Below are 23,704 nucleotides of genomic sequence, written 5' to 3'. Positions count from 1 at the left end.
CTCATGTCAGATCCTTATGCTAGTCCCCTACGTGGAAAACCTGCAAAAATAGAAGGTACACTAATTGGACGTGGTGACGCAGGTTATAAATTTGGCTCTGACTTAAAGATTCAAGATCGGAGTGGGATGCTTTATTTACATTATGCCTCACGCTTTGGTCCCATTGGTAATTTCTTGTTTGGGATGAAGCGAGTGGAAAGCTTACTTGGTTCCTCTGTTGGGGCAGTAGGTTGGTTCCGTCGAGGCGTTGCACCTTGGATGGATCTAATCCAGATTAAGAGTGAAAGTGGCACTATTGTTAATAGTCATCATCGCTTCTGGTCTTTTGTCTTGAGTGGTGGATTGATTATCCTGGGCATTGTCTTTGCGGTGGTGTTGAAAGCGTGAGCTTAGCTCACAAACCCGGCTTCTTTAAGAAACCGGGTTTGTTTGTATTTGTTAACCATCAAAACTTCGTCTTAGTGCTTGAACAGATGTAAAACCAAACATTCCAGCCACAAAAGACGCTACATTTCTAGCACCGCTAGGAGGAAAATTATTGATAACAAAAATTAGCATTATACTAGCTGCTACAAGTACTACACCCGACATCACAGCGTTACCTTTATTTTCATTACTTTCTCGCTCTTTCATAATTATTACTCGTGTCACTGAGCAAGTTGGGCTTTAGCTTGTTGCCAGAGTGCTTCTAACTCTGGTAAACTGTATTCTGATAAGGGGCGTTCGGCAAATTTTTCCATTTTTTGCAACCGCTGGATAAATCGCTGATTTGTTCCTTGTAAAGCTGCTTCTGGATCGAGGTTATACCATCGGGCAAGTTGGAGAAGAGAGAATATTACATCACCTAATTCAGATTGTTGTCTTTCTGGTGTTTCTTGTGCCAAAGCTTGTTTAAACTCTGTTAATTCCTCATCAAATTTGTCCCACACTCCATCAATATTTTCCCACTCAAATCCAACAGCAGCAGCTTTTTGGGAAATTTTCATCGTTGCCATCAATGGAGGAAGTTTGCGTGTATAGCCACTTAGTTTATAACTGAGTTTTTGACTATCTGGGGATGGTTCGCCTTTTTCTGCTGCTTTGATTTGTTCCCAGTTTTGCCGCACTTCATCTACACTTTGCACCGACACATCTCCAAATACATGAGGATGGCGACGAATTAACTTTTGTGAGATACCTTGGACTACTTCTTTCAAGGAAAATTGTCCGTATTCACTAGCGATTTGTGCTTGTAGAATAACTTGCAGGAGTAAGTCTCCTAGTTCTTCTTGGATCGCGTTTTTATCCCCACTATTAATTGCGTCTACTACTTCATAAGCTTCTTCGATTACATATGGTTTCAGTGTTTGCGGAGTTTGTGCCAAATCCCACGGGCAACCACCGTCAGGCGATCGCAATTTAGCCACCACATCTATTAATTCTTGTAACGCAGCTAGGGTGTCAGCATTTTTCATATCAGTCATTTTTTATCAGTCTCCGCTTTTGGTGCGTCTCTTACTTCCCGTTCGACGATTACCGCTACTTTTACGCTTCTTCATTTTCGCACGCGGCAGCAAACCACGAACTCCCTGTTTTTGCCAACGCTTGTAAGTAGAACCTCCCCAGTCGCTCAGAGAATGACTCATCGCACCAATTTCCAATCCTAAAAATAGGGCGAGTAACTCATTACTATAGAGCATCATGGATTGGGTAATCGTTTCACCCAACATCCGCCAACTCAATCCCAGGTTCCATAGCTTGTCTGCTACGAGCAAAACTACAATTAAGACGATTCCAAAAGCGCAAGCAAGATAAAGCACTCGTAGCGTTGTGCCGATGATTGGTCCATGTGATAAGAAAGACCGATGATGTAGACTTTTTTGATAAGGTAGCCAAATAAAACGCAAGAACCCCCAGCGTTGGAAGTGCCGCGAGTAGATATCCAAGTCTGGACCAAACATTAGCCCCCCAAACATGAAGCCACCAGAAACCAATAAAGTCAAGTTACCGCTTCTGGTTTGCCAGAATGTGACTAGAGTCACGAACGGCAAAGCCCATAGAGTAATGCGATCGTGCGTTTGACCAGAGGGCATAGTGAAATTTTCGAGTTTAGATTTTAAATTGGCAAAATATTTCTCAAAAATACTATCGCTTTTTGAAAAAGTATGTGCTAACATCAATAAAGTTGAAACAAAGCGGGTGGTTAGCTCAGTTGGTAGAGCGCCTGCCTTACAAGCAGGATGTCACTGGTTCGAGTCCAGTACTACCCATAATTTTAAAACCCTCTCTGGTAGAGGGTTTTGCTGTTTTTAGGAGAGACGATTCCCAAGAACCAGAGGTTATTTTTCATCCCTAAATCATTGATAATCGTGGATAATGTTTGATAATCTCTGAATTAATTTAGTGCAATTTTAGTGCAAAAATGCCCCAGCGAATTACCCTTGAAGCCGTTAATGAGAGACTAAAAGCAGCGAGAATTGGCGTGAGGGTTGACAAACGGGGCGATCGCCTATCACTTAGAGCGACATTTCCACCGAAGCCGGGGAGTGGGAAGCAGAAGCCGCACCAGCAACACTTATCGCTGGGGATTTATGCCAATCCCGCAGGGCTACAGCAAGCGGAAGCCGAGGCGAAGGTGGTAGGAGGATTATTGGCAGCGGGGAGATTTGATTGGAATAGATATCTAACCGTAGAGGAAAAAGCGGTATCGTCAAGCGTCTCAGAGTGGGAACCAATCAAGCTCAAATTTGAACAAAACTATTTCGCTACAAAAGGTGACACTGCCGCTACAAGATTGACCTGGAAGAACGATTACGAATCAGCTTTCAAACTTTTATCTGGGGACGCAACGCCTGAATCACTTCACACCGCAGCATCTGCCACACAAGCGAACACTCGCACCAGGAAGAGAACTGTAGAGAAATTGCAGGCGTGCGCGCAGTTTGCTGGCATCGAAATCGATCTTTCTCCTTACAAAGGTGAGTACGGGCGATCATCGCTCAAGGCAAGAGAAATTCCCAGCGACGAGCTGATTGTTGAAGTGCGTGAAATTCTACAAAACCCCGCATGGCAGTGGCTATACGGGGTAATGGCGTGCTATGGCTTGAGAGATCATGAAGCTTTCTTCTGCGAAGTCTCTCCCGTGTCACCCCACTCATGCAGAATTCTGCATGGGAAAACAGGAGAGAGAGTAGCGTATCCCCTACATCCTCAGTGGGCAATTGAGTGGGAATTGTGGCAGATCCAAAAACCAAACTGCAGTGGCAAAACTTACCGCGATTACGGGCAGCGGGTAAGCCATTATTTCAATCGTCGCAACCTTAGCTTTTGCCCTTACGATCTACGCCACGCCTATGCGATTCGGGGAACCACACAATACAAAATCCCCATCCCCACAATGGCTGTGTGGATGGGGCATTCACCCGTAGTTCATCTACAGACTTATCAGCGCTGGATCGATGCCGCTACTCACGAGAAAGTATTTTTTGAAGCGATCAACAATTTGATATAATTTCTCTAGCGCCACAAAAAAATCCCTCTCAGGGATTGAAACGAATACCCATGCACTTAATGGCGCAAGCTTTTTGAATCCCTATCAGGGTTTGATTTTCTTTATTCCTGCCGCATTGCCATACAGAATCAAATTCCCTTCGTCGTCCACCACTTCCACATAGCCGGATGGGTGAAAGTGGGGGTAAATATAGATCTGAATGGTTCCTTGTTTCTTGCAGGGAAGGCAGTTTGCGTCGTGTCCTACGAACTCTACGCGATCGCCGGATATGAGTTTCCTTTTAGCCATCACTCCATTCTCAATAATTTCCGGCTTCGTCCCCCTTTCGGGGACTGCCATTTTCCAGATTTATTAGACTTTAGATTCAGTCCACCGCTAGAAAGAGCGTACAATGTTTGCCGAACAGTACTGGCATGAGTACCAGTTTTGGCACTGATTTCCTCGTAGCTTAAGTACGCCCCCTGCATGGCTTCAAGAATGAGAATTGCTCTCTGCTCTGCTCTCCCCAAAAGGGGATAAAGCCACTTTTGTTCGTCTGGGTGCAATTCCAAAAAAGCGGCGAGAGATGGGGCAATTTCTGTCAGTTTGTCCGCTGTTACTTTGTCCATAAATTACCGCCTTGCCAGTTTACGCGATCGCCCACTGGGGGCATAAGCGCATTTTGCATCTAGTTGAATCGTCGTGCCGCCTTCAATTAAAGCATTTAAAACTTGACTTACGGTTTGTGAATTGCACCCGCATTCGTCCGCAATCTCCTCAAAACTGAGGGGGCAAGCACTAATTGCATCCAATATCTTGAGTGCCAGCAATGCTGACTTTCCTACGCTTAACAACTCATACAACCACTCTTGTTCACGCTCTTGTAGAGCGCGAAATTTCTCTATGGCTAGTGCACCACTTTTAAGTTTTTCAGATGTTAATTTGTTCATTTCACTCCCTCGTAGGGATAAAAATATTTTAGCAGGGCGCTCTGGAGAATGCCACACCCTGCGCCCAAGAGCAATCTTACTGCTCAAAACGGTATATCATCACCATCCTCACTCACATCAACCTTGATAGTGTCGGGCATCTCCAAAAACCCAACACCCTCGTAAATTGGTTCTGTTGGCTCTCTCAAGCACAAAACGTCACCGTTTGTAGGGTCAATTAGTTTGGCACGGCGTTGGAATATTTGCTTTGTAATCAAAATATCGTCGGTCAAGTAACGAATCACTCCCCACTTGTTCCCCTTCTGCCACAACTCCGGCGCAAGCTCCCCAGAACCAGACTTGCCGCGCCCAAGATTAGCTTGTACTAAATTCTCCAGTTTGTAACCGGATCTGGTTTTTCCGTAGGTGTAAGTTCGCGGCATTCCTGATGCCGACCAAACCTCACTTAACAGGTCATAGTCGGTTTTGATGTCGATGCCGTTGGCAGCGCACAAGTTATCGTCAAATGAAAGCGAATTAAATCCTACGATTAGCTGTGCTTGATTTACAGCTTTTTGAAACTCGCTAAACACTGCTTGTGTATAAATTCTGATGGAGTTGTCCCAACTTAACCATGCACCAATCACACTAATACCCATCCCTTTAAAGTCCGTCCACCCTTCGCAGTACTGGAATCCCGGCTTAAGATATCCGCTTCTATCAGGGATGCATTTGATAATTTCGCAGTCGTAAATTAAAATCTTCACGCCTTTACCTCCACCTTATGTCTTTCTAGCCAGTTTAAAGCCACGCTGGCAATACTTTGCCCAGTTCTTTTGCCAAATTCCAAAGCGCCTTGGATTGACGTGTTAGCTCCGTCCCTTTGGGGTATTGCACCACTAGACACCGCCCAATCAGCACACATGTCGGCAACAAGTTTTTCTAGCACGTCAGAGGGCATCATACCTGGGCGATCGCACTCGTAAAGCTTGCATTGGGCATAAATCCAATTGACATCGTGCCCTGTAACGCTGCGCACCTGCCTTACTACGAGGTTATTCTGTGGGTACAAGTCCTGCGTTGAATTTTTAGGTGAAGCCTGTGGGACAAAATCTTTTGTCCCGTGAGCTTCACGTTTTGAATCAGGTGCGGGAATGCCAGCAAGCGCGTGCAGCAGTCCGCCCTCTTCTTTTTGCTGTCTGATTGGGGGCTTTATAAATCCTTTGTCAATTTTGTATTGCTCGGATAGCCGCCTCACCTCGCCTGCCATTTGATCGTCAAGTTCCTTCATTCGCTCCCAGAGGTACTTGATTGTAAAAAGCTGATCGTCCAAATATCTCCCCACTCCCCACTGTTCGGCAGCGTTTTTGAGAGACTCAGCAGCCAGTCGATCAGCAGCCGAGCCGCGAGACATCTCATTGCCACCTTTACTGAGAATTGAGATTGGCACGGATGCGATCGCTTCTTTACGGATTCCTAATATTGTGATTGCAGCGCGGCATATGGCGTCATTGTTCAGATATTGGATTTCTGAATAATCAATAATCCATTCTGGGCATACATCATCTAGTCGCTCCCGAATTACCTGCCAGGACAGGAAAACCCACTTACGTCCGCCTCCTGGTAAATCTCTAATTTCGTGTAATTTGGCAGGAAAAGGTTTTTTTAGTTGGGACTGAATTCGCTTTAATTCTTCTCTAATTTCTGGCGTCATTGTTCGTTTTCTCCATTTACAATCACTCCTCTAATACCTTTATTTTTAGAAGTTTGAACCAGAGCGGAAGCCTTTTTAACCACGTCATATAGATATTCACCTTCTGCTTTTACTACACCAAAGGTAGCGCTAATTCCTTCGGCATTAAGTGCCGTTTTAAGGCGATTAGCGGCTTGCATCGCTTCGTATCTATTGATTAGCATTACAAGTTCGTCTCCTGAGTACCAGCGTCCTAGAGCCTCGTCCTTGCGAACCATTGAAAAAATTCGGTTCAATCTTCTATCCACTTCTTGATAGCCAAGATTGGAGTTTAATTGATGCATGTTATCGATGTCGAGAAAGACGAGAGACAAATTATCCTTGCGCTTAATTGACTGCCAGTAAGCGTCAATACCTTGACGGGTTAAACATCCAAAAGTTGGGCATTGATAGAGTTTTTTAATTGACCTACGCTGGTAGATTACAAGGGCAATTAGAGCGATATTGGATGACAAAAGAAGAATTTCTGTAAGGTGTGACATGGTTTTAATGACGTGATAATTTGATAATTTTAATGAAGAATAGTCCCCAGTACGTCTGGGGACTTGTATTAGGCTGCTTGCAACTCTAGTGTTGAGTAATAACGCTTCAAATGCTGCCATTCTTGAGATGTTAATTCGTCAACGGGTTTATCAAGCAAGCTGTCAACACTGTCAACGTCGTTTGGCGAGTCAGCTACAAGTAAGCCGTTTTTAGCAATAATTAGCAACTGCGCTTCAAGCTCTGTGTCGCAGTAGTAGCGTTCCGCCTCACCATCTATCTGCGCGATCCACTTTTTATCGCTAACGCCTTGGTAAAACGTTCCAAGCAAATTCATGCCACTCCACACCCGGTACAAGTCCCCAAAGTCGGGATCTGAGGTAGAGTCAATCTCAATTTCAGGAACTTCCGTGTCTTGCCATCCGTTGAAAGATGGATTAGGTTTGTTTTCTGCTATAGGTCTTGATAAATCATCGGATTTAGGTATTAGGCTGGCTGCTACGGGGGAGTCGGCTTTTTTGTTTAGCCCTGTGGAAAATTTTCCTTCGGGTAGCTCAAGCAGTAGTGCTGCGGCTTCGTAGGGCGACCTGTAGATGCCGTTAACACCTGTCACCTCCCACATCAGATCGGCATTCATGGCAATTTCGCCAATTTCTAAATTCCAGTGTTTGACCTCGTAGGTGGTGGCGGAGCCGCTCACTGGGGTGAAGAAAAGTTCACCCGACTGAAATGAAATTCTTGGTTCAGCGAGTGGTTGACTTTGAGTAACTTCCAGATCTGCTTGAGTTGTACCGTATCGCAGGTAATTTATCAGTTGCTGCTTTATCTCAAAAACATCAACTCCACACTTACCAAGGTAATCAATTGCGGCTTTAACAGCGTTTTCCAGTTTCTCAAAGCCGCCAGTTTTGTATTCACGTCCGCTCTGATTGTAGTAGTGGGGTGCTACCGCGTACCAGTAGGTAGTTCCGGTTTCGCTGCCGATTCGAGTCTTGAATTCGATGCCTTGGCTTATACAGAAGCCGTAGCCGGGAATTGGGCAAAACTCGCCACCGGGATACTCCCCGGTGGCAGACTTTGCGCTTTTTTCGGATTCTTGCTCTTCTATTAAGCGGGCTTGCTGCTTTTCAGTTTGCTCTTCAATCAAATGCAAGCAATCCTGGGTTTGTTGGTGATGATCTCTTGCCACTCGGTCGGAACCGCAACATAAACCGCGCCCCGTGCCGTCGTTAAACGGATGGAATAATGGGCAACTAGCACAAGTGTGTTGACCCTGTGGAAAGTTTTCCATAGGGGCATCTAAAGTTGATTCGCTGTCAGTTTCTGTTGCTACCACTTCGGCGACTAACGTTGGCTGACTGTTGAGGATTGCCTCCACGCACTTTACAGAAGCTGCGTACTTGGGTAGTCCTAGCTGAGAGCAAATTTCCCAGAGTTGGTTGCGCTTGAGGGTTTCGAGTTGAGTGCGGTCGTATTGTGTCATCATGGGTTTAGATCCTATTTATTGGTTAGGGTTCACGGAAGGTGTCTTGCTTCTTGGTCGGAGGGGACGCCTTCTTGTTTTTGGGTAGTAGTTTAGGCTCAGCATCTCGACTTACGCTTGCGCTGCGATCAAAGGCTTTACGCTACTTGTTTTTGTTTCTTGAATCTAATCTAGCAATTATTCTAGATTTTTGTCAATATTAAAATCAATATTTTTAAATCTATGTACAATAGGCTTTACAGACATCAATCTGGACAAAGAGTATATTGTTGATAGAACAAGTAAAAAAATATGCCTGCAAGCAAAAAACCCGAAGTGCAAGGGCGAACAGCACAACTGGGAATCAAGATAGATGCCGATCTCTACGATAAGTACAAGGCAAAATTAAAGGAGGATGGTATCTCAATTACGGATGCCATTGAAAACCACATGAGGGATTATGTGGGGGAAATGGTGATCACCAGCAACGTAATCGACATCGCAAAGCTACTCGAAGATGTGGAAAGACTGAAAAAGGATATGTCCCTAGTAGAGGATTTAAAGCAAGTCGTGGGGGAGTTACAACCGGACTGGCAACAGAGAATAAGCAGCTTAAAAGCCAGCTAGAAGCAATGTCCTCCCAAGTCGAGAACATGCTTAAAATAATGAAAACTTCACCCCCTCTTGACAGGGGGTGAAGCGTTTTTAATACGTGTGAGTTTATTCTAGATAATTTTCTTGATTTTTTGCTAGTCCGGTGTTAAGCTTTTAAGTGCGATGGCGATAGGTGTCATCGCATTTTCATTGCAGAGCGATCGCACAGCTAGTGACCTGCGATAGGTAAAAGCGCCTGCGATAGGTTGCGCGATCGCCCTCCAAATCAAAAACCGGAGTGTGCGAGTTATCAGCGAACACACTCCGGTTAATCACCAAAAACCAAGATGATTACTCACAACTTACCACAAACCAAACTATCCATCCCACTCCCACCCAACTGGGCGCCGCCGAAATACCAATTTGGGCAGTTAACCCAGCAAGGTTGGATTATTGGGATGCGGTTTTACCCAGAGTACTCTGCCCTCGGATACTCATATCGGAATTCCGGTTGGCAGTACGAGGTTATTCGTAGCTGGCTGGAAACAGATACCGAGATTATCTCAGAATCCAGTGTCCGGCTTTACGAGGATGAAGAAGCTAAAGCCGAACTCCAAGCAGAAATCAATCTGCTACAACGTCAAATCGAGGACATAGCACACGCACTTTAACTGGGGGTGGTGCGCTATTTCCCACACAAATCACCCCGAAAAGAAAGCAGCCCTAAACTGCCATCTTCGGACATAGACCTTGAGCAACAAAAACCTGCTGAGTAGCTGCGACGTTCGTCAAAGCATTACGTAAATGCCGCCTCGGTTCTGGAGATACTCAAGGTCAATAAATAAGTTTACTTTGCGTTATCTGCGTGCTTGGGCAGACCCAATTCGGAGCAAATTTCCCAGAGTTGGTTGCGCTTGAGGGTTTCGAGTTGAGTTCTAGGCAGTGGCGATCGCCTTTGTTTTGCCTGTTAACACAATGTTATACCGTGTTATACCTTGTGTCAACAATGTTGCACTAAAATAACAAAAAATCGGACAGAATAAGTTAGGAGCAATTTGTGCAACACTATGGCGAAACAAGAACTTTCAAAAGATGACCGATTGGTAGTCAGAATAGACAAGCAAACAAAAGACGAGTTCATGGCAAGAGTTGATGCTGAGGGCAAAAACGCTTCTGAAATAGTTCTTGCGTGGGTGCGAGAGTATCTTGCGCAAGAACCAAAGCGCATACCCGACATAACCCAGATGTATGCCGATCTGGAGCATCTCAAAAGTAAAATTGCCGTCTTAGAAGATGAAGTAACAAAAAAATCAGCAGCCTGAGAGAGGAGAACCATTCTCTCAGGCTGCTGCATAAACAAATAGCGCAAGCGATGAAGTCGCTTCCCGCACCCCCAAAAAGCCCGTCAGATACCTGACGGGTTTGGCTTTTATTAAGGGCAACAAGTTAAGTCAGAACTTGTTGCCACAAGTATACACATTGTGATACTAATAAAATAGCAATCTGCGTCACAGCTTACCCCAAGCCTCCGACTTTGGGGCAAGTTCTTGCGACATAGCCCAAAAACCAAATCAAAAACCTCCCGCGTGCGAATTACCAAACAAGCGCGGGAGGCAAACAAAAAATACATCATGCTCACCAATTTACCACAAACCAAACTATCCATCCCACTCCCACCCGGTTGGACACCGCCCAAATACCGCCTTGGGCGACTCACCCAGCAAGGGTGGATTGTGGGAATGACTTACCACCCCGGCTTCTCAGCCTTGGGACGCCGTTATACCGATGGCGCAGGCTGGCGGTACGAAGTTCTTGCCGACTGGCAGGATACCGAAACCGAGACAGTGAGGGAGGAAGATATTAAGCTGTTACCCAAACACGAGGAGGAAGCGGAAGTCAAAGCGGAGATCGCATTGCTGAAACAACAAATTTCAGCAATGGAAGAAGCTCTCAACGCTTAAGTTCGGAGTTCGGTTATCAACACTCCGAACATTACCAAGACATAGACTTTGAGCAAACAAAAACCTACTGGGTAGCCGAGCCGAAGGGCAAGGCATTACGTAAAGGTCGCCCCAGATCTGGAGATACTCAAAGAAAGTTACATTATCAACAATAAAAGAGGTAATTGCTGTTGACAGATATCATTCAAACTCAATTAATCAGAATTAATCTGCCAGAGTTCGAGACAAATATTTTAGAGTTTATTTGTCGGCGCTCAAATAGTCTTTGGAATCAAGCTATTTACTACACCCACAAGAATCACGAACTAACTCATCCTACAAGCTTTTCACCAAACGTTTCTTACGAGCAATTGGCTGGCGATTTAAAAGATGAGCAAAACTACAAGCTACTATATTCGCAAGTTGCGCAACAAACCTTGAAATCTGTGGCAGAAGGCTTTAAGAGTTTTAAAGAACTACTGCTCATGTGGCGTAAAGGGGAATTGCCGCATATGAATGGGGAACCAAGACCACCCAAATACCGTAAAAAAGGAGGGTTGTTTCAAGTTTCCTATCCTGCTCAAGCTTTAACTTTTGAACTAGATAGTCCGTTTGTGCGTGTCCCTCTAGGGCAAGAGCTTACAGCATTAGAAGGCGTTCAATACCTCTACCTCCCTTGCCCGTTCGGCATTCAACCAGAACAAATCTGCGAACTAACCATCATCCCCAGAAACAGAGAATTTTATGCTGTCTACTCGTACAAAAAACAACCGTTAATAGCCATCAATTTAGACAAGACTAAAGCACTGGGAATTGACCACGGACGTGATAACTGGCTAACATGCGTGTCAAATATTGGTACTTCATTCATCGTTGATGGATTAGAAATTAAGTCAATCAACCAGTGGCACAACAAACGAGTCGCCACTATTAAAGAGGGCAAGGAAGCGGACTTCTGGAATAACCGATTAGCTAAAATCACAGAAAAGCGTAATCGTCAGATGCGTGATGCAGTAAATAAAGCTGCTCGCTTAGTTATCGACCATTGTTTAGAAAACGGTATTAGTACAGTTGTTTTTGGTTGGAATCCAGGTCAGAAACAACGCACCGAAATGGGGAAAATAGGAAATCAATCTTTCGTACAAATTCCTACTGGAAGACTCAAAGAGCGCATCAAACAAATGTGCGATTTGCATGGTATCCAGTTTGTAGAAACTGAGGAGGCGTACACGTCCAAGTCATCATTCGTTGATGGAGATGAGTTGCCGAAACATGGTGAAAAACCCATAGGCTACAAACCATCTGGCAAAAGAGTGAAGCGAGGCTTGTTCCGTACCGGATTGAACTGGTACATTAACGCGGATTGCAACGGGGCTGCTAATTGCCTACGTAAAGTAAGCACAACGTTGGGACTCGTTCTTGACGGAGTGTCTAGGGGGTCTTTGGCGACCCCAGCTAGATTGCGGATTTGGAACGGCGCGAGTAAGCGTCCTCTACCAGGTCTTGCCTAGTACGAAAAGAATCCCCGACCGTTTACGGTGGGGAGGCGTCAAGACGCCCAAAAATTCACACAAAATCACAGATAAGCAATGAAAATTTCAGCCATTCAACGCCACGAATTAGAGCGAGAACTGGTAACGATTCTTGCTCAATACGAGGGATTCGAGGTAAATCCGAATACCATCCACACCAGTTCTAATCCACGGACAAAACGTTGGCTAGAACTGGCAAAACAACTGATTAATTCAGTAGAGCAGGTGATATGCGACAACTAACACTATTCAAAACCAGCCGTGACGAGCCGCCCGTGACTTACATGGCGAACTTCCTCTCCCAACAGAGGGCCGACGCGTTGCTAGAGCATTGCTTGAATCTGGACTGGCAGCAAAACCAAATCAAAATGCTGGACAAAACTTTACTCGTCCCCAGGAAGGAAACAATTTACGGCGATCCGGGTTGCGACTACCTGTACTCCGGCTCGGTTCATCTTTCGCCCAAGCCCTGGACCGAGGAGCTTCAGTTTCTCAAAGAGTTTATTGAATCGCTCACCGGGTATAAATTCCACATCGTCATCGGGAACCTGTATCGCGATGGACAGGACTCAATCGGTTGGCACTCCGATTCAGAACCTTCAATGGGACTCAATCCAGCGATCGCCTCCGTCACTCTTGGTGCAACACGCAAGTTTTCCATCCGCCAAAAAGTCAAAAGCGAGTACAGAACCAGAAAAACCGAACTGCATATCGAAAACTCCCACATGTGGAATCAGGGGAATCCACAACGCGATCGCCCAGAAGCAACTCACTACTGGCTCGAACACGGTTCGCTACTAATCATGCATCCGGGTTGCCAAGAGGGCTGGGTGCATCAAGTTCCCAAGACGAAAAAACCCGTTGGGCAGCGCATCAATTTGACTTTTCGTCCGCATCTCAAAGGAGAGCCATAAAAACACTTAACTTAGATGTAATTTTACCGATCTTCACTTGAAAGCCTATCCTCAGGCTTATACTTTCTTAACTACTTTTTGAAAAAATTAACGTCAAGACAAGTCGTGTTTCAACTGTAGTCATTGAAACAACAAGCAATTACATGCTTGTAGCATTATTCTTTTAAGGGTGCGCATTTAAGAAAAAAAAGATCGTCAGGAAGCAGCAGATAGTGGAAATCGTAGGACCCAAAACGCTTAAAGAGCAGCTAGATATCTGTATCGAAGAACACGGACTCGCCGAGGTACTGGATAGATTAACAGATCTGGCGCACGAGAGATGCAAGCGAAGCGAAAAACCTTGCGACTGCACCCGGATTACTAATTTACTAGAAGAGGCGACACGAGAAGCTCTAGTATCAGGTTTTTAGCCCTGCCAATCGAGCTATAATCATTTGCGCTAGCCTTGCCGCCTCGGTGGGCGGTAATTCCTCCACAGCGGGTAGTACATCTTCTGCTGTTTTGTAAGTTCGCACACGCGTGGGGGCATTGGAGCTTTGGCAAATAGCAATCAGTTCTTCAAGGCTGTAAGGAGTATGAGGAGCGAGTTTGGCTAGCGTAGAAATTTCTGGTTCTTTCACTTCTAGCTGGGCTATTCGCCGCAAAGTGGTATGGCTAATATCGATTTTGTCGCCAAAATCGCGGTAACTCATATGTCCTCGCGCTTGATTGACGATTTCTGCTAATTTTTGTAAACCTTCTAAAGTATATAAAGTTCGGCTCATAGTTCCATGAACCGTCTGTTTCATGGAACGTGTCAACTACGGAAAGTCGCTGGAACGAGTCAGTTATTACTTGTCAAAGTACTCGTTACAAGATATTCTTTGTATAACCTGTATCGACACCTTTGACAAATGAGTCGCATACGCAACAAAAACCGCCCTTTGCAAACTTCTTTTTGCACAACCTACGAACAGCGTAATTGTGCGAACATATTGGCTTCTTGTTTGGGTATCAGCCTTGCTGAATTCGTTCACAGAGCGATTTGTTCCTACAACCAGCAAATTCTCGACGACCAATGGAATGGCATTTCTCCAGAAGAGTTGCTTTCGGCTATGCGATCGCCTAAAGAACACTTGCAAACCAAGAAAACCGCATAGAGATGCCTGAACTACCAGATCTACCAAATTCTTTTTTAGGCATATCCGACGCCATGCCATTCATGGTGCAACTCGGCTACGGAAACGTTGAGCATATCCGATACGCGATTAGAAAGAACTTCTTTCGGTTGGGCATCGAGGTGATCGATGCCCGAATGCCCCAAAGCAACCGCCCAACTTACAGAGTGAACCCCCACCTGTGTTCTCTGCGCCTTCATGAGTCTCCCGCCAAACGCAATACTCGCAAACGGGGACGCCCTCCAAAGGCGGCATGATGCTACGGAATCTACCAAAAAAAATTGCGTCGAACCAACGACGCACGAGTATCGAAAAAGAATTCTAGAATTCACAAATAGAGCTTAATTATGACACAAACAATTTGTTTTGAAAGTAGTACAAACAACACTTCCAGTACCTCTTTAGACATAAATTTTTGTGATATTAAAAATATCAGCATCCCATTTCATTTAAGTGCTGATGAAGGTAATGTAAAAAAAATAATTACCGAATTCAACAAGGATGGGATAATACCCAAAATAATAATTACCAGTGACAAGGTATTAATTGATGGCATCGACGCCCTGGAAGCATCACGCAGGCTAGGACAAACTAGTGTGCTAGTTGCTGTCAAGCAGTCTACCGATGACAGGCAATTATTACAGCTAGTTCCGAGTTCATTACTATACATTCACCCTATAAATAGCTCTATCTACGGGGAAAGTGAGGACTTAAACGAACTAGAAAAATCAATTCAAAAAACGAATTGGATTGAACCATTAATTGTTACCTTTGACGGTGAAAGATACCGTATAGTTAGCGGAAATAGCAGGTATAAAGTCTCCCAAAAATTGGGAATAAAGCAGGTTCCCTGCGAAGTAAAGGTTTTTACTTCAGAGGCAGAGGAACTAAAATTCCTCCTCGCCGGCAATATCCAGAGGGAAAAGACAATTGAGCAAAAAGTCCGCGAGGGGTGGCTCTGGGAGGAGATTGAGCGAGAAGAAGCCAAGGCGCGGATGCTCAAAGGCTCGACTGCTCCTATGGAAAATTCTCCAGGGGGTGCAGTGCGCGATATTGTCGCCAAAAGAGTCGGGCTAGGCTCCGGCAAGACTTACGAACACGCCTCAGCGGCGGTGAAGGAGATGGATGATTCCAGGGACGCTGCGCCGGGGACAGTAAGAGGCGATCGCCATCGCCAACTCAAGGAGCTGCTATCCAAGCCCAGAGGCGTGGATGCGGCATATAAGCTAGTTAAGGAAAAGGAGGAACCAAAGCCAACGTCAACAAAACACAAACCCGCGCAGTCGGAGAAATGGATACCCAAAGAACTGGAAAGGATAAAAGTCACCGGGGGTGAGCATTCTGGGAAGGAGGCTACTGTTATGGTTGTTTTAAGTATGTGCGCTATAACGCACATCGACGGAAGTCCTGAATCCAAACGCGACCAAATCCCTTTCAATCAAATGCGCCCCTTGGAGCAGCCCTCCATTCCAACAGACAAATCCACCTCAGTTAAGGAGGAGATCCGGAAAAAACAGCAGGAGCTAGGGCTTGGGAGTGGCGAACAGGTTCTTCCCGACAAACAGCGAAACGAAGGTACCGCTCCGAGCGAACCAATTCAAGCGAGTGCTATCAACTTCAAAACCACTGGTGATGCGTTGGTGACTGAGGTAGCGATCGCGCTACTGCGGCTATCACCCAAGCAACTAAGTGAGGTAATGCGCTCGTGCGGTCCGGACTTCACTAGCACACAGATAGAAGCCATCTATCAAGGTTTAAAGCAACAAATAACTCACAAAGCAGCATGACTACCCAACTTTACGCATACCCAGGCACTCAAGCACAAGACTGTCAATTCTGTGGCGAATTTTTGATTCCCAAAACCTTTTACCAGGGAGAGCCAGTGTGCGCCCAATGCATAGCCCAGAAAGGGTTCGCAATTGTCTCGTCAACACAGCTTCAACCTACGCCCCTGCTTAGCCCAGAAGATGAGAAAGCTATCCTCGATTTGCTATCAGGTGGTCCAGCGACCACTGCCGAGGTGAGTCGCCACCTCAAAACCTACCGTGATAAAAGCCTGAAGCAAATGTGCTTTTTATTACAAGAAGGAAAAGTGTCTCGCTTTGGCGGCAGACCCGGAGGCTCTAGTTGGTGGGCGCTACCAGGCGACGACAGCAAAGTTCCTAAATTAGAAGGGAAGTGCTTCAGTGAGCAGATTCTGGAAATATTAGGCATCTACCAATGCCTGAGTATTGAGCAGATGAGGCTCAAGTTGGGCAAAAACCCAGGCAACATCAAAAGCGTAGCTTCCAGGTTGGAAGAAGTCGGGAAAGTGCGCTCTTACCACACCGGACCAATGCAATATTTCGAGGTAACAAAAAATGCTAACGCCTGAAAACAAAAATTATCCTATCCCCGATCCATCTTGGGACTATGCCGAAATCTGGCATCGACTACAAGAAAGCAGAATTCAATTGGAATGCTTGCTGATATACATGGCGGATCTTCAAGCCGCCGACGATTCATCGGATGAAACCGTCAAGACACGCATTACTGATATTACTAATCGACTGAGTGCTGCGAGGCGGTTGATGGGGTGATTAAAAAGCGATCGCCTCCATCGGGGGTGCGATCGCTAATCTTGATAGAAATCAAGATATTTCCAACAAATCGCGTCCCCAGACTAACGAAGACGCTTTGACCAATAGATAACTATGTGGTATTTGACTTATGACTACTATAGCAAAATTTGAAGGCTCAAGCCCATTCGACCAAATCAGGTTAGTTGACCAAGACGGCAATGAATACTGGCTTGCTCGACAACTACAGCTATTGCTAGGGTATAACCAGTGGCGACGTTTTGAAGAAACGATTGAACGAGCAAAACTTGCCTGTCGAAATTCGGGCTACACCGTTGAAAACCATTTTGCCGACGTTGGCAATGTGGTAGAACGTCCGCAGGGAGGAGGTTCCAAACAATCTGACTATAAATTATCACGATACGCTTGCTACCTCACAGCAATGAACGGCGATCCACGAAAACATGAAATCGCTTTAGCACAAAGCTATTTTGCGACTAAAACTCGTCAGACGGAACTTGAGTTAATCAATCAAGAAACACTGAAATCTGCCATTACGGAGGCTGTAGAGCGGAGCTTAGCACCCCTACTCCAAAGACTTGAACAAATGGAGAGAAGTATTCCACAAGCGCACCCATCACCTCCTCGGATACTGAGTGCGTCTACCCCACCAGATGAAGTTCCAGACGACTATCAACAACTGGATGATGAGCGCTGGATAAGCCCTGAATATTACGAGCGGACACGCCGCCAAGCTGAGCGCAGTTTATTTTGGGAAACAAGGAGGGCGAATCATGGCGAATAAAGTTTACAAGATTGTCTGCTACGCCAAAGACCTAATTCTCACAGGTTCCCGCTGCGCCGCCGAGCTACTCAATTTCTTTCGGAACCAGCGTGAAGGATGGTTCACTATCACAATTGACGAGTTAGTAGAAACATTTTTAGGGCAATGGGGACGCCACGCTATCCGCAAAGCCCTAGAACTTCTACACGAGTTGCGTTTAATCGACAGACGGCATCACCGATTAAACGCAAGAGCTTGGCAATATCAGTACCTCGGCTCGGAGCGTCAATCGCAAAGCTCGTGGGATGACGAACCGACGACCGTCGTTCACGAACCGACGACCGTCGTTCACGAACCGACGACCACTATATATATTGATCCAATCTTAGATCCAGTAAATCTTGATCCTCCACAACAACAGGTTGCTGTTGGAGAGGAAAAACTTTTGGAACAAGAACCGGATTGGGATGCCGTAGCACAGCAATCCCAAGAATGGGAGCAAGCCCAAAACACGGAGTTACCCGCACAAGAAAACCAATCCACGCCTACTCTCTCTGTTGAGGAAATAAGCCAAGATTCCTCGTTAGAAGAGTCAATTCCTCATGAGGAAAATTCTCCCGCCGTCGCGCCTGTTGCCGTAAACAAAATAAACGAAACAAGCGAAACAACCGAAAATTTGGAGCCAACAAAAGAACAAATAGACCAAGTTTGTCGTGAATTGCGAGAACTGCGAATCAATCTAGAAGTTGGGTTGTTGCGCAAAAACTGGGCGAATGTAGCAGGTGCGATCGCCTTTATTCGAGAAGAGATGAAGAACGGCGTTCAGCCTAAAAAATCATGGACTGCTTATTTTAGGTGGGCTTTAGTGATGGGTGTAAAGCCTGAAAAAATTCAAGCTCCAACTGACTTTGGTGAGTGGTATACGTGGGCATATAGGCAGGGCTTTGTCGAACGTTCGGAGCTTCGAGAAGATGGCGTGATGGGAGTTTGCTTGCGTGCAGAAGTGGCTGCCCACCTGGGCGTGCAACAGTGGGTGAGATTTGAGAAGGCAGTGGAGTTGTTGGGAGGTGCAAAATGATTAACCTCCGTACCTGGCAGCACATCACTCTTACCCCAGCACAATGGGACATGCTGTGTCGCACCGATGCTTGCCCCAATGGACACAAAATTACTATCCCTGGGCTTGATGCCAGTGCTTGCGACAAGTGCAAGGCTTGGTACGGGGTGATGACTCAGATTGAGACGAAGAAAAGGAGGAAGGCATCGTGAGAGCAATCACCTTGTGGGAACCCTACGCTTCCCTAATCGCCCAAGGAAGTAAGCGCGTGGAGACTCGTTCTTGGGCGACTAATTACCGTGGGCCTCTGCTTATCCACGCCGCTAAGCGTCCCCTGTCTCACGCACAAGAAGAGCTTCTCTCGTGTTTAAATGCGGACTACAGCATCGATTTGAAGAGATTCCATCCGGGGTGTATCGTGGCGAGTTGCAGCCTCGTAGATTGCGTCTTCATGTCCCCCTGTTCCATCAAATCTCAGTCACCCCTGGAGCTAGTGGTGGGTGATTGGCGAGTCGGCAGGGTAGCTTGGATTCTGTCGGATGTTAAGGCGATCTACCCGCCAGTTTCAGCAACTGGCAAGCAAGGGCTGTGGATTCCCTCGGCTAAAGTAATAAAGGCTTGTGGGCTTCAACCGATAACGAAGCGAGTGGCAAAGGGCAGACCTTCGCCGCAAGCCTTGCAATTGAGTCTATTTGAGTAAATGACTCCCTATGGAAAATTTTCCATAGGGTCTGACAAGGGAGAAGAAATGATTAATAGTTGGACGCCCTACGAAGAATCGCCGGATGGACACCGAAAAATCTGTATCTGGCATTCTCCAAAACACTCGCTTCCCTTACTGCACGCCATTTGTAAGCAACAAGAATTCAAGCTGTATGAGGAAGCGATTTTGTGGCTGATCGAGCAATACGAACACCGTCCCTGGACTTGGGAAGCGACGCATTGCCTGAAGCCAAGGTTCTGGTTTGGACAGCGCTTGCTATTCGTTCCTCAAAAAAAGGTTGGGATTGTTCGAGGTATTGAATGGCGGGAAAATTCTGGGCTTTTACAACACGGTTTTTGGTATCGGATGAAGTGGGATGGACGCGAGAGTTTGCAAGGCGTACATGAAAATAGTTTGGAGGCATTATGACTGCAATTGCACCCAATCTTGGTAAAGTTTTCTGTGGCACAGCCATACCCGCTACGGGAGAAGATATTGAAAACTTATTCAAGGGCGATTTGATAAAAGGTAGAGAAGATCAGTTTTGCTATAAATTCAAGTGCGTCCGCAATGGAGTGTTTATTGGCGAGTGGGAGGGCAAAGAATTTTTGATTCCAAGAGAATCGCTCATGATCTGCCATGAGTTACATGAGCCAGTAATCGTTCAAAAAGTTGAATACGTCAACTTTAATCTCCTGACTCCAGGGTCCGGGTTTTGGAGGCAGAAAGATAGCTTGATTCCAATCAATAGCTACGTAAAAGGCACGAATCGCGATTGGCATAATTCGTGCATCCGCTGTGATTTACTGCCTGTGGAGGAACAAATTATCTTATCCAAGCACTGCGAGAAAAAGCTTGCAGAAGAATTAGCAGATTTTCAGGAGAAACTAAAAACGGCTAAGGGGTACTGGGTAAAAAGCTGCACCGAACAAATCAACTACTGGAACAAGCTTCTCGAATTTGAATCGGAGTACCAAAGGGTAGTGCTTGCCAATTTAGATTCCGGCAAGCGAGTCCGCGTCGCCCAAGGCAAGCACAAGGGGAAGATGGGGGTAATTCAGTCCGCGCATTCTGGTACGATGTACGAGCCAAAAAGCCCGCGCCTTCAGTACTGGGTGAAGGTGGGTGGAGTGGATGAGCTTCTCAGGTTAGAGAGGGGCGAGTTTGATCTGTTGAAGGAGTTCGACAGGAAACTGGAAAATCCAAAGCCCAAGCGGGAGAAAAGGGAAAGATCCGCTTGGAAGATTGGCGATACCGTCGCACCTTCATGGTCGGCGGGCAGGAATAGGCGAGGGCAAATAATTGAAATCTTGAATAGGAGCCAGTTCCGGATTGCATGGGACAACGGCACGGAAGGCAAGGTTAGGGGTGACCAGTTGGCTTTGATTGAAGAAGATACGGGAGATACGACCGACTCCTGGAATCCCGCACACTTTGGAGATACGGCTCGTTTGTCCGAGCCGGACGGACAATTGACGATTTTCTGGGATAGCAGTGAAGAACCGCCAGACCCTGACGACTTTGGAACCGTGCAGGAATTTGAAAACGCTTGGAGGGAGTGGGAGCAAGGGCAGCAGATATCAGAGCCAACCCCTAGTCCTTGGTCGGAGCAAATTCCCCAGGGGTATGAATTCTGCTACAAGCAGCTCGTACAGAGGGGTTTTGACCACAAATACGCTGTGGCAGTCGTCAGGAAATTGAGCGGGGTTAAGCCATGAATAACAAATGTCAGCATCCGGGATGTAGCGGGGAAAACACAACCGCGTGTTTTCTCCCTGACAATACGACGGACAAACCCGACTATTATTACTGCGTTAAACACGCACCACAAGAAGGCTTTTGCTACTGCTGTGGACAGTTTTGGGCAGGCGTGGAACGATTTGATTTTGCCGGGTTTTATGGTGGAATCAAGGGTTTGTGCGAAAACTGCGACAGTTCGATTCGTGCAAGCCTGGGCGAATTTGACGACGATGACGAGTTTTATTGCGCGCTCGATTTCGATGATTAAACAAGCGGTCCTAGCCGCGCCAAGGATAAAGAACTGATCTGTCAGATGAAACTTCCCGCAGTCACTGCGGGAAGTTAGAGGATTGCTAGTAGCTCTTTTGCGAGATCCTTGGGCGAATTAATCCCCTTGAGGGTCTTGCGCTTGCCTTGAAGTATCAATTCGATGCGCTCGGATTTTTGTAGAATTAGGTCATCGATCGCATGGTCGATTTGACCTAGTTGTAGCCACGTTGCAAAGACCGCGTTTTGCTGCCCTAACCTATGCGTTCTGTCCTCCGCTTGCTCCACATCTCCTGGTGTCCAAGCTCGATCTACAAGTATCACGTTGGAAGCAGCAGTCAAAGTCAGCCCCACACCGCCGGCTTTGATCGTTCCGACGAACACTTTACTTTCGCCCGACTGAAAGTGATCGACTATGGCTTGACGTTCCTCGGCTCTGGTTTCTCCTGTTAGCAATTCACAATGCCCGACGCCCAAAGCCATTAGCTGAGCGTGAATTTCTTGAGCAGACTTCAAGAACTCAGTGAAAATTACCACCTGCTGCCCTTGCTCCAGCAGCTCTTCTGCTTGAGCAACTGCGGCGGACACCTTGGCGACGCTACCCACTTTACGGAGGATATTGAGTGTCACCAATGCCTCAGCGTCCTCGTCCACCTCACCGCGCTTGGCACGTAGACGGTAGTCTTCCACGAGAGCTTTGATTTCACTTGAGTAAGCTTTCTCGGCTTTGGAGTCTAGTTCCACCTCTTTGAATAATCTAGTCTTCGGTGGTAACTCCGAGAGTACCTCCGATTTTTTCCGCCTGAGAATTACGTCCTCTGTTTTTTTTGCGAGTTCGTCTAGGAAAGCCGCTCCCGTGGCATCCCACACCGTCTTTTTGCCGATTGATTTATGGTGAGCGTTGCAATAGCGCTTCTGGTAAGCCCATTTATCTGCTACTAGGGGATGCTGCACTGCCATGAGTAATGGCATGAGGTTGATTGGGCGTCCGTTCTTGATTGGTGTACCCGTGAGCATCCAGGCTGTTAAGCAGTTCTCATGGTGCGCTAGCTCTAGCATTTTTTCTGAGCGTTTGGAGTTAATATCTTGAAATCCGTGCGCCTCGTCGCAAATTAGCACGTATTTTTGCGCTTCCAGCGGCGCGGGGATTTTTTGGTAGTTATTGCTGAATAATTCCACCACCACTTCAGCGATTTCTGCCGCTCGTCGCCACCCTTCCATCAGCGATACGGGAGCAACAATAAACACCGCACAGCTGTAAGTGAATTGCATGGATTTAGCCGCGTACAAGGCGGTTAGGGTTTTGCCCAACCCCATATCGTCGGCTAAAATGCCTCCGCCATAGATACCACCTTTGCGGTGTGCTAGGAGCCATTCTACTCCAGATTTTTGGTAATCACGTAGTAGCCAACCGTTGGAGAGGGGTGCATCTAGATTGGCGGCTTTTACCAACCGTACAATTTCGTCGGCTTTCTCTAAAGCAGCAGATTCCAGCGCCTGTTGTTCGAGTTCGCGCTGTTGCCGGGCAAGAGCGATCGCACCTTCTACTTCTGGCGCGATAATAAAGTTCTCGTTAGTCAGTTTGTTTATCGCCTCTTCAGCTGAAATTAGAGGAAACCGCCAACTCTTATCGCTACCCTCAAACTTGTATCCTTTGATACTTTTGCAATCACGCTGAAATTTACCAGTTGAATCGTAGGGAGCATATACGGCAATAGAATCGCCTTTGATTTCCACTCTGCGTTCTGGAAGAATGTCCTTGTCTTCTTCCTCGCTAAAAACAAATACTGGTGGGGAATTTACGGGATATTGATGAGCGATCGCATCCCACTCTGGTAGCGACAATCCCGCACGCTCTAGCTGCCCCTTGTATTTTTGGACCATTTTCAATCCGGCTTGAGCTTGAGTTCGGACGAGTTGTTTTTGCCCAGCCAGCCATTTACCAAAGCCAGTGTCACATTTGTTGAATCCTGCCCCGTCCGTGCTGTTTGCCCCATCGCAACATTTGGCGAGAAACACTAAGGCTTGTTCTAACCTCCTGTCGGAAGACTGTTCTTTTTTCCAGTCGATTATCGCGGGAAGTTCTGCTTGGAGCTTGAGAATTTTTTCCAATTCCCAATTGCGTACCGCTTCGAGAATTGTTTCGGGAGTGAGTGGTTCCGATATGACGCGATCGCTATGGGTGGACTTCGCTTCACTTTCACCACCGCCACTATCCAGTAGCAATGCCAACCCAAACACTTCATCTCGAAATACGAACGGGATTCTCATTGCCACTGTGGGTTGATGTTTCCACTTGGGTTTGAACTTGGTTTCGTCTTTTAAATTTTTAACCGACCACTGACCGCCCATAGCCACGTACACG

The 23,704-nt window shown here is 46.4% G+C and carries 33 protein-coding genes and 1 tRNA gene; 23 read left to right on the top strand and 11 right to left on the bottom strand.

The window, feature by feature from the left end; translation table 11 throughout:
* Window positions 1–3 precede the first annotated feature (3 nt).
* Entirely contained in the window at window positions 4–387 is a 384-nt protein-coding gene (locus ICL16_RS45260) for a hypothetical protein (protein ID WP_238360576.1), read from the top strand.
* A gap of 51 nt (window positions 388–438) precedes the next feature.
* Here the strand turns inward: ICL16_RS45260 and ICL16_RS03540 are convergent, their stop codons facing one another.
* From ICL16_RS03540 to ICL16_RS03530, 3 genes are read right to left on the bottom strand one after another with little or no spacing between them, the layout of a single operon-like run.
* Window positions 439–633, bottom strand: coding sequence for a hypothetical protein (locus ICL16_RS03540; RefSeq protein ID WP_190825510.1), 195 nt, complete (start codon window positions 631–633; stop codon window positions 439–441).
* 14 nt (window positions 634–647) lie between these two features.
* Window positions 648–1,454, bottom strand: coding sequence for a nucleoside triphosphate pyrophosphohydrolase (mazG, locus tag ICL16_RS03535; protein ID WP_420485248.1), 807 nt, complete (start codon window positions 1,452–1,454; stop codon window positions 648–650).
* Window positions 1,455–1,469: 15 nt separating this feature from the next.
* The gene (locus ICL16_RS03530) at window positions 1,470–2,072 is read right to left on the bottom strand and encodes a metal-binding protein (protein WP_190825508.1); all 603 of its coding nucleotides are present in this window, start codon (window positions 2,070–2,072) and stop codon (window positions 1,470–1,472) included.
* 104 nt (window positions 2,073–2,176) lie between these two features.
* Between ICL16_RS03530 and ICL16_RS03525 the strand changes: the two genes are divergently transcribed.
* Together ICL16_RS03525 and ICL16_RS03520 are read left to right on the top strand one after the other, a co-directional pair.
* Window positions 2,177–2,249 (top strand) — tRNA-Val (locus ICL16_RS03525).
* 152 nt (window positions 2,250–2,401) lie between these two features.
* A complete protein-coding gene (locus ICL16_RS03520) occupies window positions 2,402–3,490 on the top strand; it encodes a site-specific integrase (protein WP_190825507.1) in 1,089 nt (362 codons plus the stop codon).
* A gap of 287 nt (window positions 3,491–3,777) precedes the next feature.
* On the opposite strand, the gene ICL16_RS03515 is transcribed toward ICL16_RS03520, so the two are convergent.
* The 6 genes from ICL16_RS03515 to ICL16_RS47120 all read right to left on the bottom strand — a co-directional run bounded on the left by ICL16_RS03515 (window position 3,778) and on the right by ICL16_RS47120 (window position 8,117).
* Window positions 3,778–4,098 carry a sigma-70 region 4 domain-containing protein gene (locus ICL16_RS03515; protein WP_190825506.1) on the bottom strand — a complete coding sequence of 107 codons (321 nt, stop codon included), beginning with the start codon at window positions 4,096–4,098 and terminating at the stop codon, window positions 3,778–3,780.
* A 3-nt stretch (window positions 4,099–4,101) separates the two neighbouring features.
* Window positions 4,102–4,419, bottom strand: coding sequence for a helix-turn-helix domain-containing protein (locus ICL16_RS03510; protein WP_190825505.1), 318 nt, complete (start codon window positions 4,417–4,419; stop codon window positions 4,102–4,104).
* Between the two features lie 83 nt (window positions 4,420–4,502).
* Window positions 4,503–5,165 (bottom strand): hypothetical protein, encoded by a 663-nt coding sequence (locus ICL16_RS03505; protein ID WP_190825504.1) that lies wholly within the window; start codon window positions 5,163–5,165, stop codon window positions 4,503–4,505.
* Window positions 5,162–6,112: a hypothetical protein gene (locus ICL16_RS03500; protein WP_190825503.1), complete on the bottom strand. Its 951-nt coding sequence runs from the start codon at window positions 6,110–6,112 to the stop codon at window positions 5,162–5,164. The genes ICL16_RS03505 and ICL16_RS03500 overlap by 4 nt, the downstream gene beginning before the upstream one ends.
* A complete protein-coding gene (locus ICL16_RS03495; RefSeq protein WP_190825502.1) occupies window positions 6,109–6,753 on the bottom strand; it encodes a diguanylate cyclase domain-containing protein in 645 nt (214 codons plus the stop codon). The genes ICL16_RS03500 and ICL16_RS03495 overlap by 4 nt, the downstream gene beginning before the upstream one ends.
* Complete coding sequence (locus ICL16_RS47120; RefSeq protein WP_190825501.1) at window positions 6,702–8,117, bottom strand: hypothetical protein; 1,416 nt, start codon at window positions 8,115–8,117, stop codon at window positions 6,702–6,704. Before ICL16_RS47120 ends, ICL16_RS03495 begins: the two co-directional genes overlap by 52 nt.
* Before the next feature lie 288 nt (window positions 8,118–8,405).
* Here ICL16_RS47120 and ICL16_RS03485 point away from each other — a divergent pair, with 288 nt between their 5' ends.
* The 8 genes from ICL16_RS03485 to ICL16_RS03445 all read left to right on the top strand — a co-directional run bounded on the left by ICL16_RS03485 (window position 8,406) and on the right by ICL16_RS03445 (window position 13,483).
* Window positions 8,406–8,720 (top strand): hypothetical protein, encoded by a 315-nt coding sequence (locus ICL16_RS03485; RefSeq protein WP_190825500.1) that lies wholly within the window; start codon window positions 8,406–8,408, stop codon window positions 8,718–8,720.
* Window positions 8,721–9,034: 314 nt separating this feature from the next.
* Window positions 9,035–9,358, top strand: coding sequence for a hypothetical protein (locus ICL16_RS03475; RefSeq protein ID WP_190825498.1), 324 nt, complete (start codon window positions 9,035–9,037; stop codon window positions 9,356–9,358).
* A gap of 396 nt (window positions 9,359–9,754) precedes the next feature.
* Window positions 9,755–10,009: a hypothetical protein gene (locus ICL16_RS03470; protein WP_190825497.1), complete on the top strand. Its 255-nt coding sequence runs from the start codon at window positions 9,755–9,757 to the stop codon at window positions 10,007–10,009.
* A 309-nt stretch (window positions 10,010–10,318) separates the two neighbouring features.
* A complete protein-coding gene (locus tag ICL16_RS03465; RefSeq protein WP_238360575.1) occupies window positions 10,319–10,648 on the top strand; it encodes a hypothetical protein in 330 nt (109 codons plus the stop codon).
* A 170-nt stretch (window positions 10,649–10,818) separates the two neighbouring features.
* The gene (locus ICL16_RS03460) at window positions 10,819–12,138 is read left to right on the top strand and encodes an RNA-guided endonuclease InsQ/TnpB family protein (protein WP_190825495.1); all 1,320 of its coding nucleotides are present in this window, start codon (window positions 10,819–10,821) and stop codon (window positions 12,136–12,138) included.
* 78 nt (window positions 12,139–12,216) lie between these two features.
* Window positions 12,217–12,402 (top strand): hypothetical protein, encoded by a 186-nt coding sequence (locus ICL16_RS03455; protein ID WP_190825494.1) that lies wholly within the window; start codon window positions 12,217–12,219, stop codon window positions 12,400–12,402.
* 92 nt (window positions 12,403–12,494) lie between these two features.
* Window positions 12,495–13,073, top strand: coding sequence for an alpha-ketoglutarate-dependent dioxygenase AlkB family protein (locus tag ICL16_RS03450; RefSeq protein ID WP_238360574.1), 579 nt, complete (start codon window positions 12,495–12,497; stop codon window positions 13,071–13,073).
* Window positions 13,074–13,285: 212 nt separating this feature from the next.
* On the top strand, window positions 13,286–13,483 hold the full coding sequence (locus ICL16_RS03445) for a hypothetical protein (protein WP_190825492.1): 198 nt from the start codon (window positions 13,286–13,288) through the stop codon (window positions 13,481–13,483).
* On the opposite strand, the gene ICL16_RS03440 is transcribed toward ICL16_RS03445, so the two are convergent.
* Complete coding sequence (locus ICL16_RS03440) at window positions 13,472–13,837, bottom strand: hypothetical protein (protein WP_190825491.1); 366 nt, start codon at window positions 13,835–13,837, stop codon at window positions 13,472–13,474. The two genes, ICL16_RS03445 and ICL16_RS03440, sit on opposite strands and share 12 nt — an antisense overlap.
* A gap of 129 nt (window positions 13,838–13,966) precedes the next feature.
* Between ICL16_RS03440 and ICL16_RS03435 the strand changes: the two genes are divergently transcribed.
* From ICL16_RS03435 to ICL16_RS03380, 12 genes are all read left to right on the top strand, one after another.
* Window positions 13,967–14,212, top strand: coding sequence for a hypothetical protein (locus ICL16_RS03435; protein WP_190825490.1), 246 nt, complete (start codon window positions 13,967–13,969; stop codon window positions 14,210–14,212).
* A gap of 2 nt (window positions 14,213–14,214) precedes the next feature.
* Window positions 14,215–14,487: a hypothetical protein gene (locus ICL16_RS03430; protein WP_190825489.1), complete on the top strand. Its 273-nt coding sequence runs from the start codon at window positions 14,215–14,217 to the stop codon at window positions 14,485–14,487.
* 90 nt (window positions 14,488–14,577) lie between these two features.
* A complete protein-coding gene (locus ICL16_RS03425) occupies window positions 14,578–16,017 on the top strand; it encodes a ParB/RepB/Spo0J family partition protein (RefSeq protein ID WP_190825488.1) in 1,440 nt (479 codons plus the stop codon).
* Window positions 16,014–16,604 (top strand): hypothetical protein, encoded by a 591-nt coding sequence (locus ICL16_RS03420; protein WP_190825487.1) that lies wholly within the window; start codon window positions 16,014–16,016, stop codon window positions 16,602–16,604. Before ICL16_RS03425 ends, ICL16_RS03420 begins: the two co-directional genes overlap by 4 nt.
* A complete protein-coding gene (locus tag ICL16_RS03415) occupies window positions 16,591–16,809 on the top strand; it encodes a hypothetical protein (RefSeq protein WP_190825486.1) in 219 nt (72 codons plus the stop codon). The genes ICL16_RS03420 and ICL16_RS03415 overlap by 14 nt, the downstream gene beginning before the upstream one ends.
* A 130-nt stretch (window positions 16,810–16,939) precedes the next feature.
* Entirely contained in the window at window positions 16,940–17,593 is a 654-nt protein-coding gene (locus ICL16_RS03410) for a BRO family protein (protein WP_190825485.1), read from the top strand.
* On the top strand, window positions 17,583–18,650 hold the full coding sequence (locus ICL16_RS03405; RefSeq protein ID WP_190825484.1) for a Rossmann-fold NAD(P)-binding domain-containing protein: 1,068 nt from the start codon (window positions 17,583–17,585) through the stop codon (window positions 18,648–18,650). Before ICL16_RS03410 ends, ICL16_RS03405 begins: the two co-directional genes overlap by 11 nt.
* Window positions 18,647–18,841 carry a hypothetical protein gene (locus tag ICL16_RS03400; RefSeq protein ID WP_190825483.1) on the top strand — a complete coding sequence of 65 codons (195 nt, stop codon included), beginning with the start codon at window positions 18,647–18,649 and terminating at the stop codon, window positions 18,839–18,841. Before ICL16_RS03405 ends, ICL16_RS03400 begins: the two co-directional genes overlap by 4 nt.
* Window positions 18,838–19,329 carry an ASCH domain-containing protein gene (locus ICL16_RS03395; protein ID WP_190825482.1) on the top strand — a complete coding sequence of 164 codons (492 nt, stop codon included), beginning with the start codon at window positions 18,838–18,840 and terminating at the stop codon, window positions 19,327–19,329. The genes ICL16_RS03400 and ICL16_RS03395 overlap by 4 nt, the downstream gene beginning before the upstream one ends.
* A gap of 48 nt (window positions 19,330–19,377) precedes the next feature.
* Window positions 19,378–19,761 (top strand): hypothetical protein, encoded by a 384-nt coding sequence (locus tag ICL16_RS03390; RefSeq protein ID WP_190825481.1) that lies wholly within the window; start codon window positions 19,378–19,380, stop codon window positions 19,759–19,761.
* On the top strand, window positions 19,758–21,050 hold the full coding sequence (locus tag ICL16_RS03385; protein ID WP_190825480.1) for a hypothetical protein: 1,293 nt from the start codon (window positions 19,758–19,760) through the stop codon (window positions 21,048–21,050). Before ICL16_RS03390 ends, ICL16_RS03385 begins: the two co-directional genes overlap by 4 nt.
* Entirely contained in the window at window positions 21,047–21,340 is a 294-nt protein-coding gene (locus ICL16_RS03380) for a hypothetical protein (protein WP_190825479.1), read from the top strand. The genes ICL16_RS03385 and ICL16_RS03380 overlap by 4 nt, the downstream gene beginning before the upstream one ends.
* 74 nt (window positions 21,341–21,414) lie before the next feature.
* Here the strand turns inward: ICL16_RS03380 and ICL16_RS03375 are convergent, their stop codons facing one another.
* On the bottom strand, window positions 21,415–23,703 hold the full coding sequence (locus ICL16_RS03375; RefSeq protein WP_337906896.1) for a DEAD/DEAH box helicase: 2,289 nt from the start codon (window positions 23,701–23,703) through the stop codon (window positions 21,415–21,417).
* Window position 23,704: the final 1 nt, after the last annotated feature.

Source organism: Iningainema tapete BLCC-T55, assembly GCF_014698965.1.
In the GTDB taxonomy this organism is placed as follows: domain Bacteria; phylum Cyanobacteriota; class Cyanobacteriia; order Cyanobacteriales; family Nostocaceae; genus Iningainema; species Iningainema tapete.
Note: the sequence above shows the minus strand (reverse complement) of the source record. Positions and strands in the feature narration are given on the sequence as shown.

Coding starts and splice junctions, on each gene's coding strand:
- ICL16_RS45260 (WP_238360576.1), top strand. CDS start 4: ATGTCAGATCCTTATGCTAGTCCCCTACGTGGAAAACCTGCAAAAATA.
- ICL16_RS03540 (WP_190825510.1), bottom strand. CDS start 633: ATGAAAGAGCGAGAAAGTAATGAAAATAAAGGTAACGCTGTGATGTCG.
- mazG (WP_420485248.1), bottom strand. CDS start 1,454: ATGAAAAATGCTGACACCCTAGCTGCGTTACAAGAATTAATAGATGTG.
- ICL16_RS03530 (WP_190825508.1), bottom strand. CDS start 2,072: ATGCCCTCTGGTCAAACGCACGATCGCATTACTCTATGGGCTTTGCCG.
- ICL16_RS03520 (WP_190825507.1), top strand. CDS start 2,402: ATGCCCCAGCGAATTACCCTTGAAGCCGTTAATGAGAGACTAAAAGCA.
- ICL16_RS03515 (WP_190825506.1), bottom strand. CDS start 4,098: ATGGACAAAGTAACAGCGGACAAACTGACAGAAATTGCCCCATCTCTC.
- ICL16_RS03510 (WP_190825505.1), bottom strand. CDS start 4,419: ATGAACAAATTAACATCTGAAAAACTTAAAAGTGGTGCACTAGCCATA.
- ICL16_RS03500 (WP_190825503.1), bottom strand. CDS start 6,112: ATGACGCCAGAAATTAGAGAAGAATTAAAGCGAATTCAGTCCCAACTA.
- ICL16_RS03495 (WP_190825502.1), bottom strand. CDS start 6,753: ATGGCAGCATTTGAAGCGTTATTACTCAACACTAGAGTTGCAAGCAGC.
- ICL16_RS47120 (WP_190825501.1), bottom strand. CDS start 8,117: ATGATGACACAATACGACCGCACTCAACTCGAAACCCTCAAGCGCAAC.
- ICL16_RS03485 (WP_190825500.1), top strand. CDS start 8,406: ATGCCTGCAAGCAAAAAACCCGAAGTGCAAGGGCGAACAGCACAACTG.
- ICL16_RS03475 (WP_190825498.1), top strand. CDS start 9,035: ATGATTACTCACAACTTACCACAAACCAAACTATCCATCCCACTCCCA.
- ICL16_RS03470 (WP_190825497.1), top strand. CDS start 9,755: ATGGCGAAACAAGAACTTTCAAAAGATGACCGATTGGTAGTCAGAATA.
- ICL16_RS03465 (WP_238360575.1), top strand. CDS start 10,319: ATGCTCACCAATTTACCACAAACCAAACTATCCATCCCACTCCCACCC.
- ICL16_RS03455 (WP_190825494.1), top strand. CDS start 12,217: ATGAAAATTTCAGCCATTCAACGCCACGAATTAGAGCGAGAACTGGTA.
- ICL16_RS03440 (WP_190825491.1), bottom strand. CDS start 13,837: ATGAGCCGAACTTTATATACTTTAGAAGGTTTACAAAAATTAGCAGAA.
- ICL16_RS03435 (WP_190825490.1), top strand. CDS start 13,967: ATGAGTCGCATACGCAACAAAAACCGCCCTTTGCAAACTTCTTTTTGC.
- ICL16_RS03430 (WP_190825489.1), top strand. CDS start 14,215: ATGCCTGAACTACCAGATCTACCAAATTCTTTTTTAGGCATATCCGAC.
- ICL16_RS03425 (WP_190825488.1), top strand. CDS start 14,578: ATGACACAAACAATTTGTTTTGAAAGTAGTACAAACAACACTTCCAGT.
- ICL16_RS03420 (WP_190825487.1), top strand. CDS start 16,014: ATGACTACCCAACTTTACGCATACCCAGGCACTCAAGCACAAGACTGT.
- ICL16_RS03415 (WP_190825486.1), top strand. CDS start 16,591: ATGCTAACGCCTGAAAACAAAAATTATCCTATCCCCGATCCATCTTGG.
- ICL16_RS03410 (WP_190825485.1), top strand. CDS start 16,940: ATGACTACTATAGCAAAATTTGAAGGCTCAAGCCCATTCGACCAAATC.
- ICL16_RS03405 (WP_190825484.1), top strand. CDS start 17,583: ATGGCGAATAAAGTTTACAAGATTGTCTGCTACGCCAAAGACCTAATT.
- ICL16_RS03400 (WP_190825483.1), top strand. CDS start 18,647: ATGATTAACCTCCGTACCTGGCAGCACATCACTCTTACCCCAGCACAA.
- ICL16_RS03390 (WP_190825481.1), top strand. CDS start 19,378: ATGATTAATAGTTGGACGCCCTACGAAGAATCGCCGGATGGACACCGA.
- ICL16_RS03385 (WP_190825480.1), top strand. CDS start 19,758: ATGACTGCAATTGCACCCAATCTTGGTAAAGTTTTCTGTGGCACAGCC.
- ICL16_RS03380 (WP_190825479.1), top strand. CDS start 21,047: ATGAATAACAAATGTCAGCATCCGGGATGTAGCGGGGAAAACACAACC.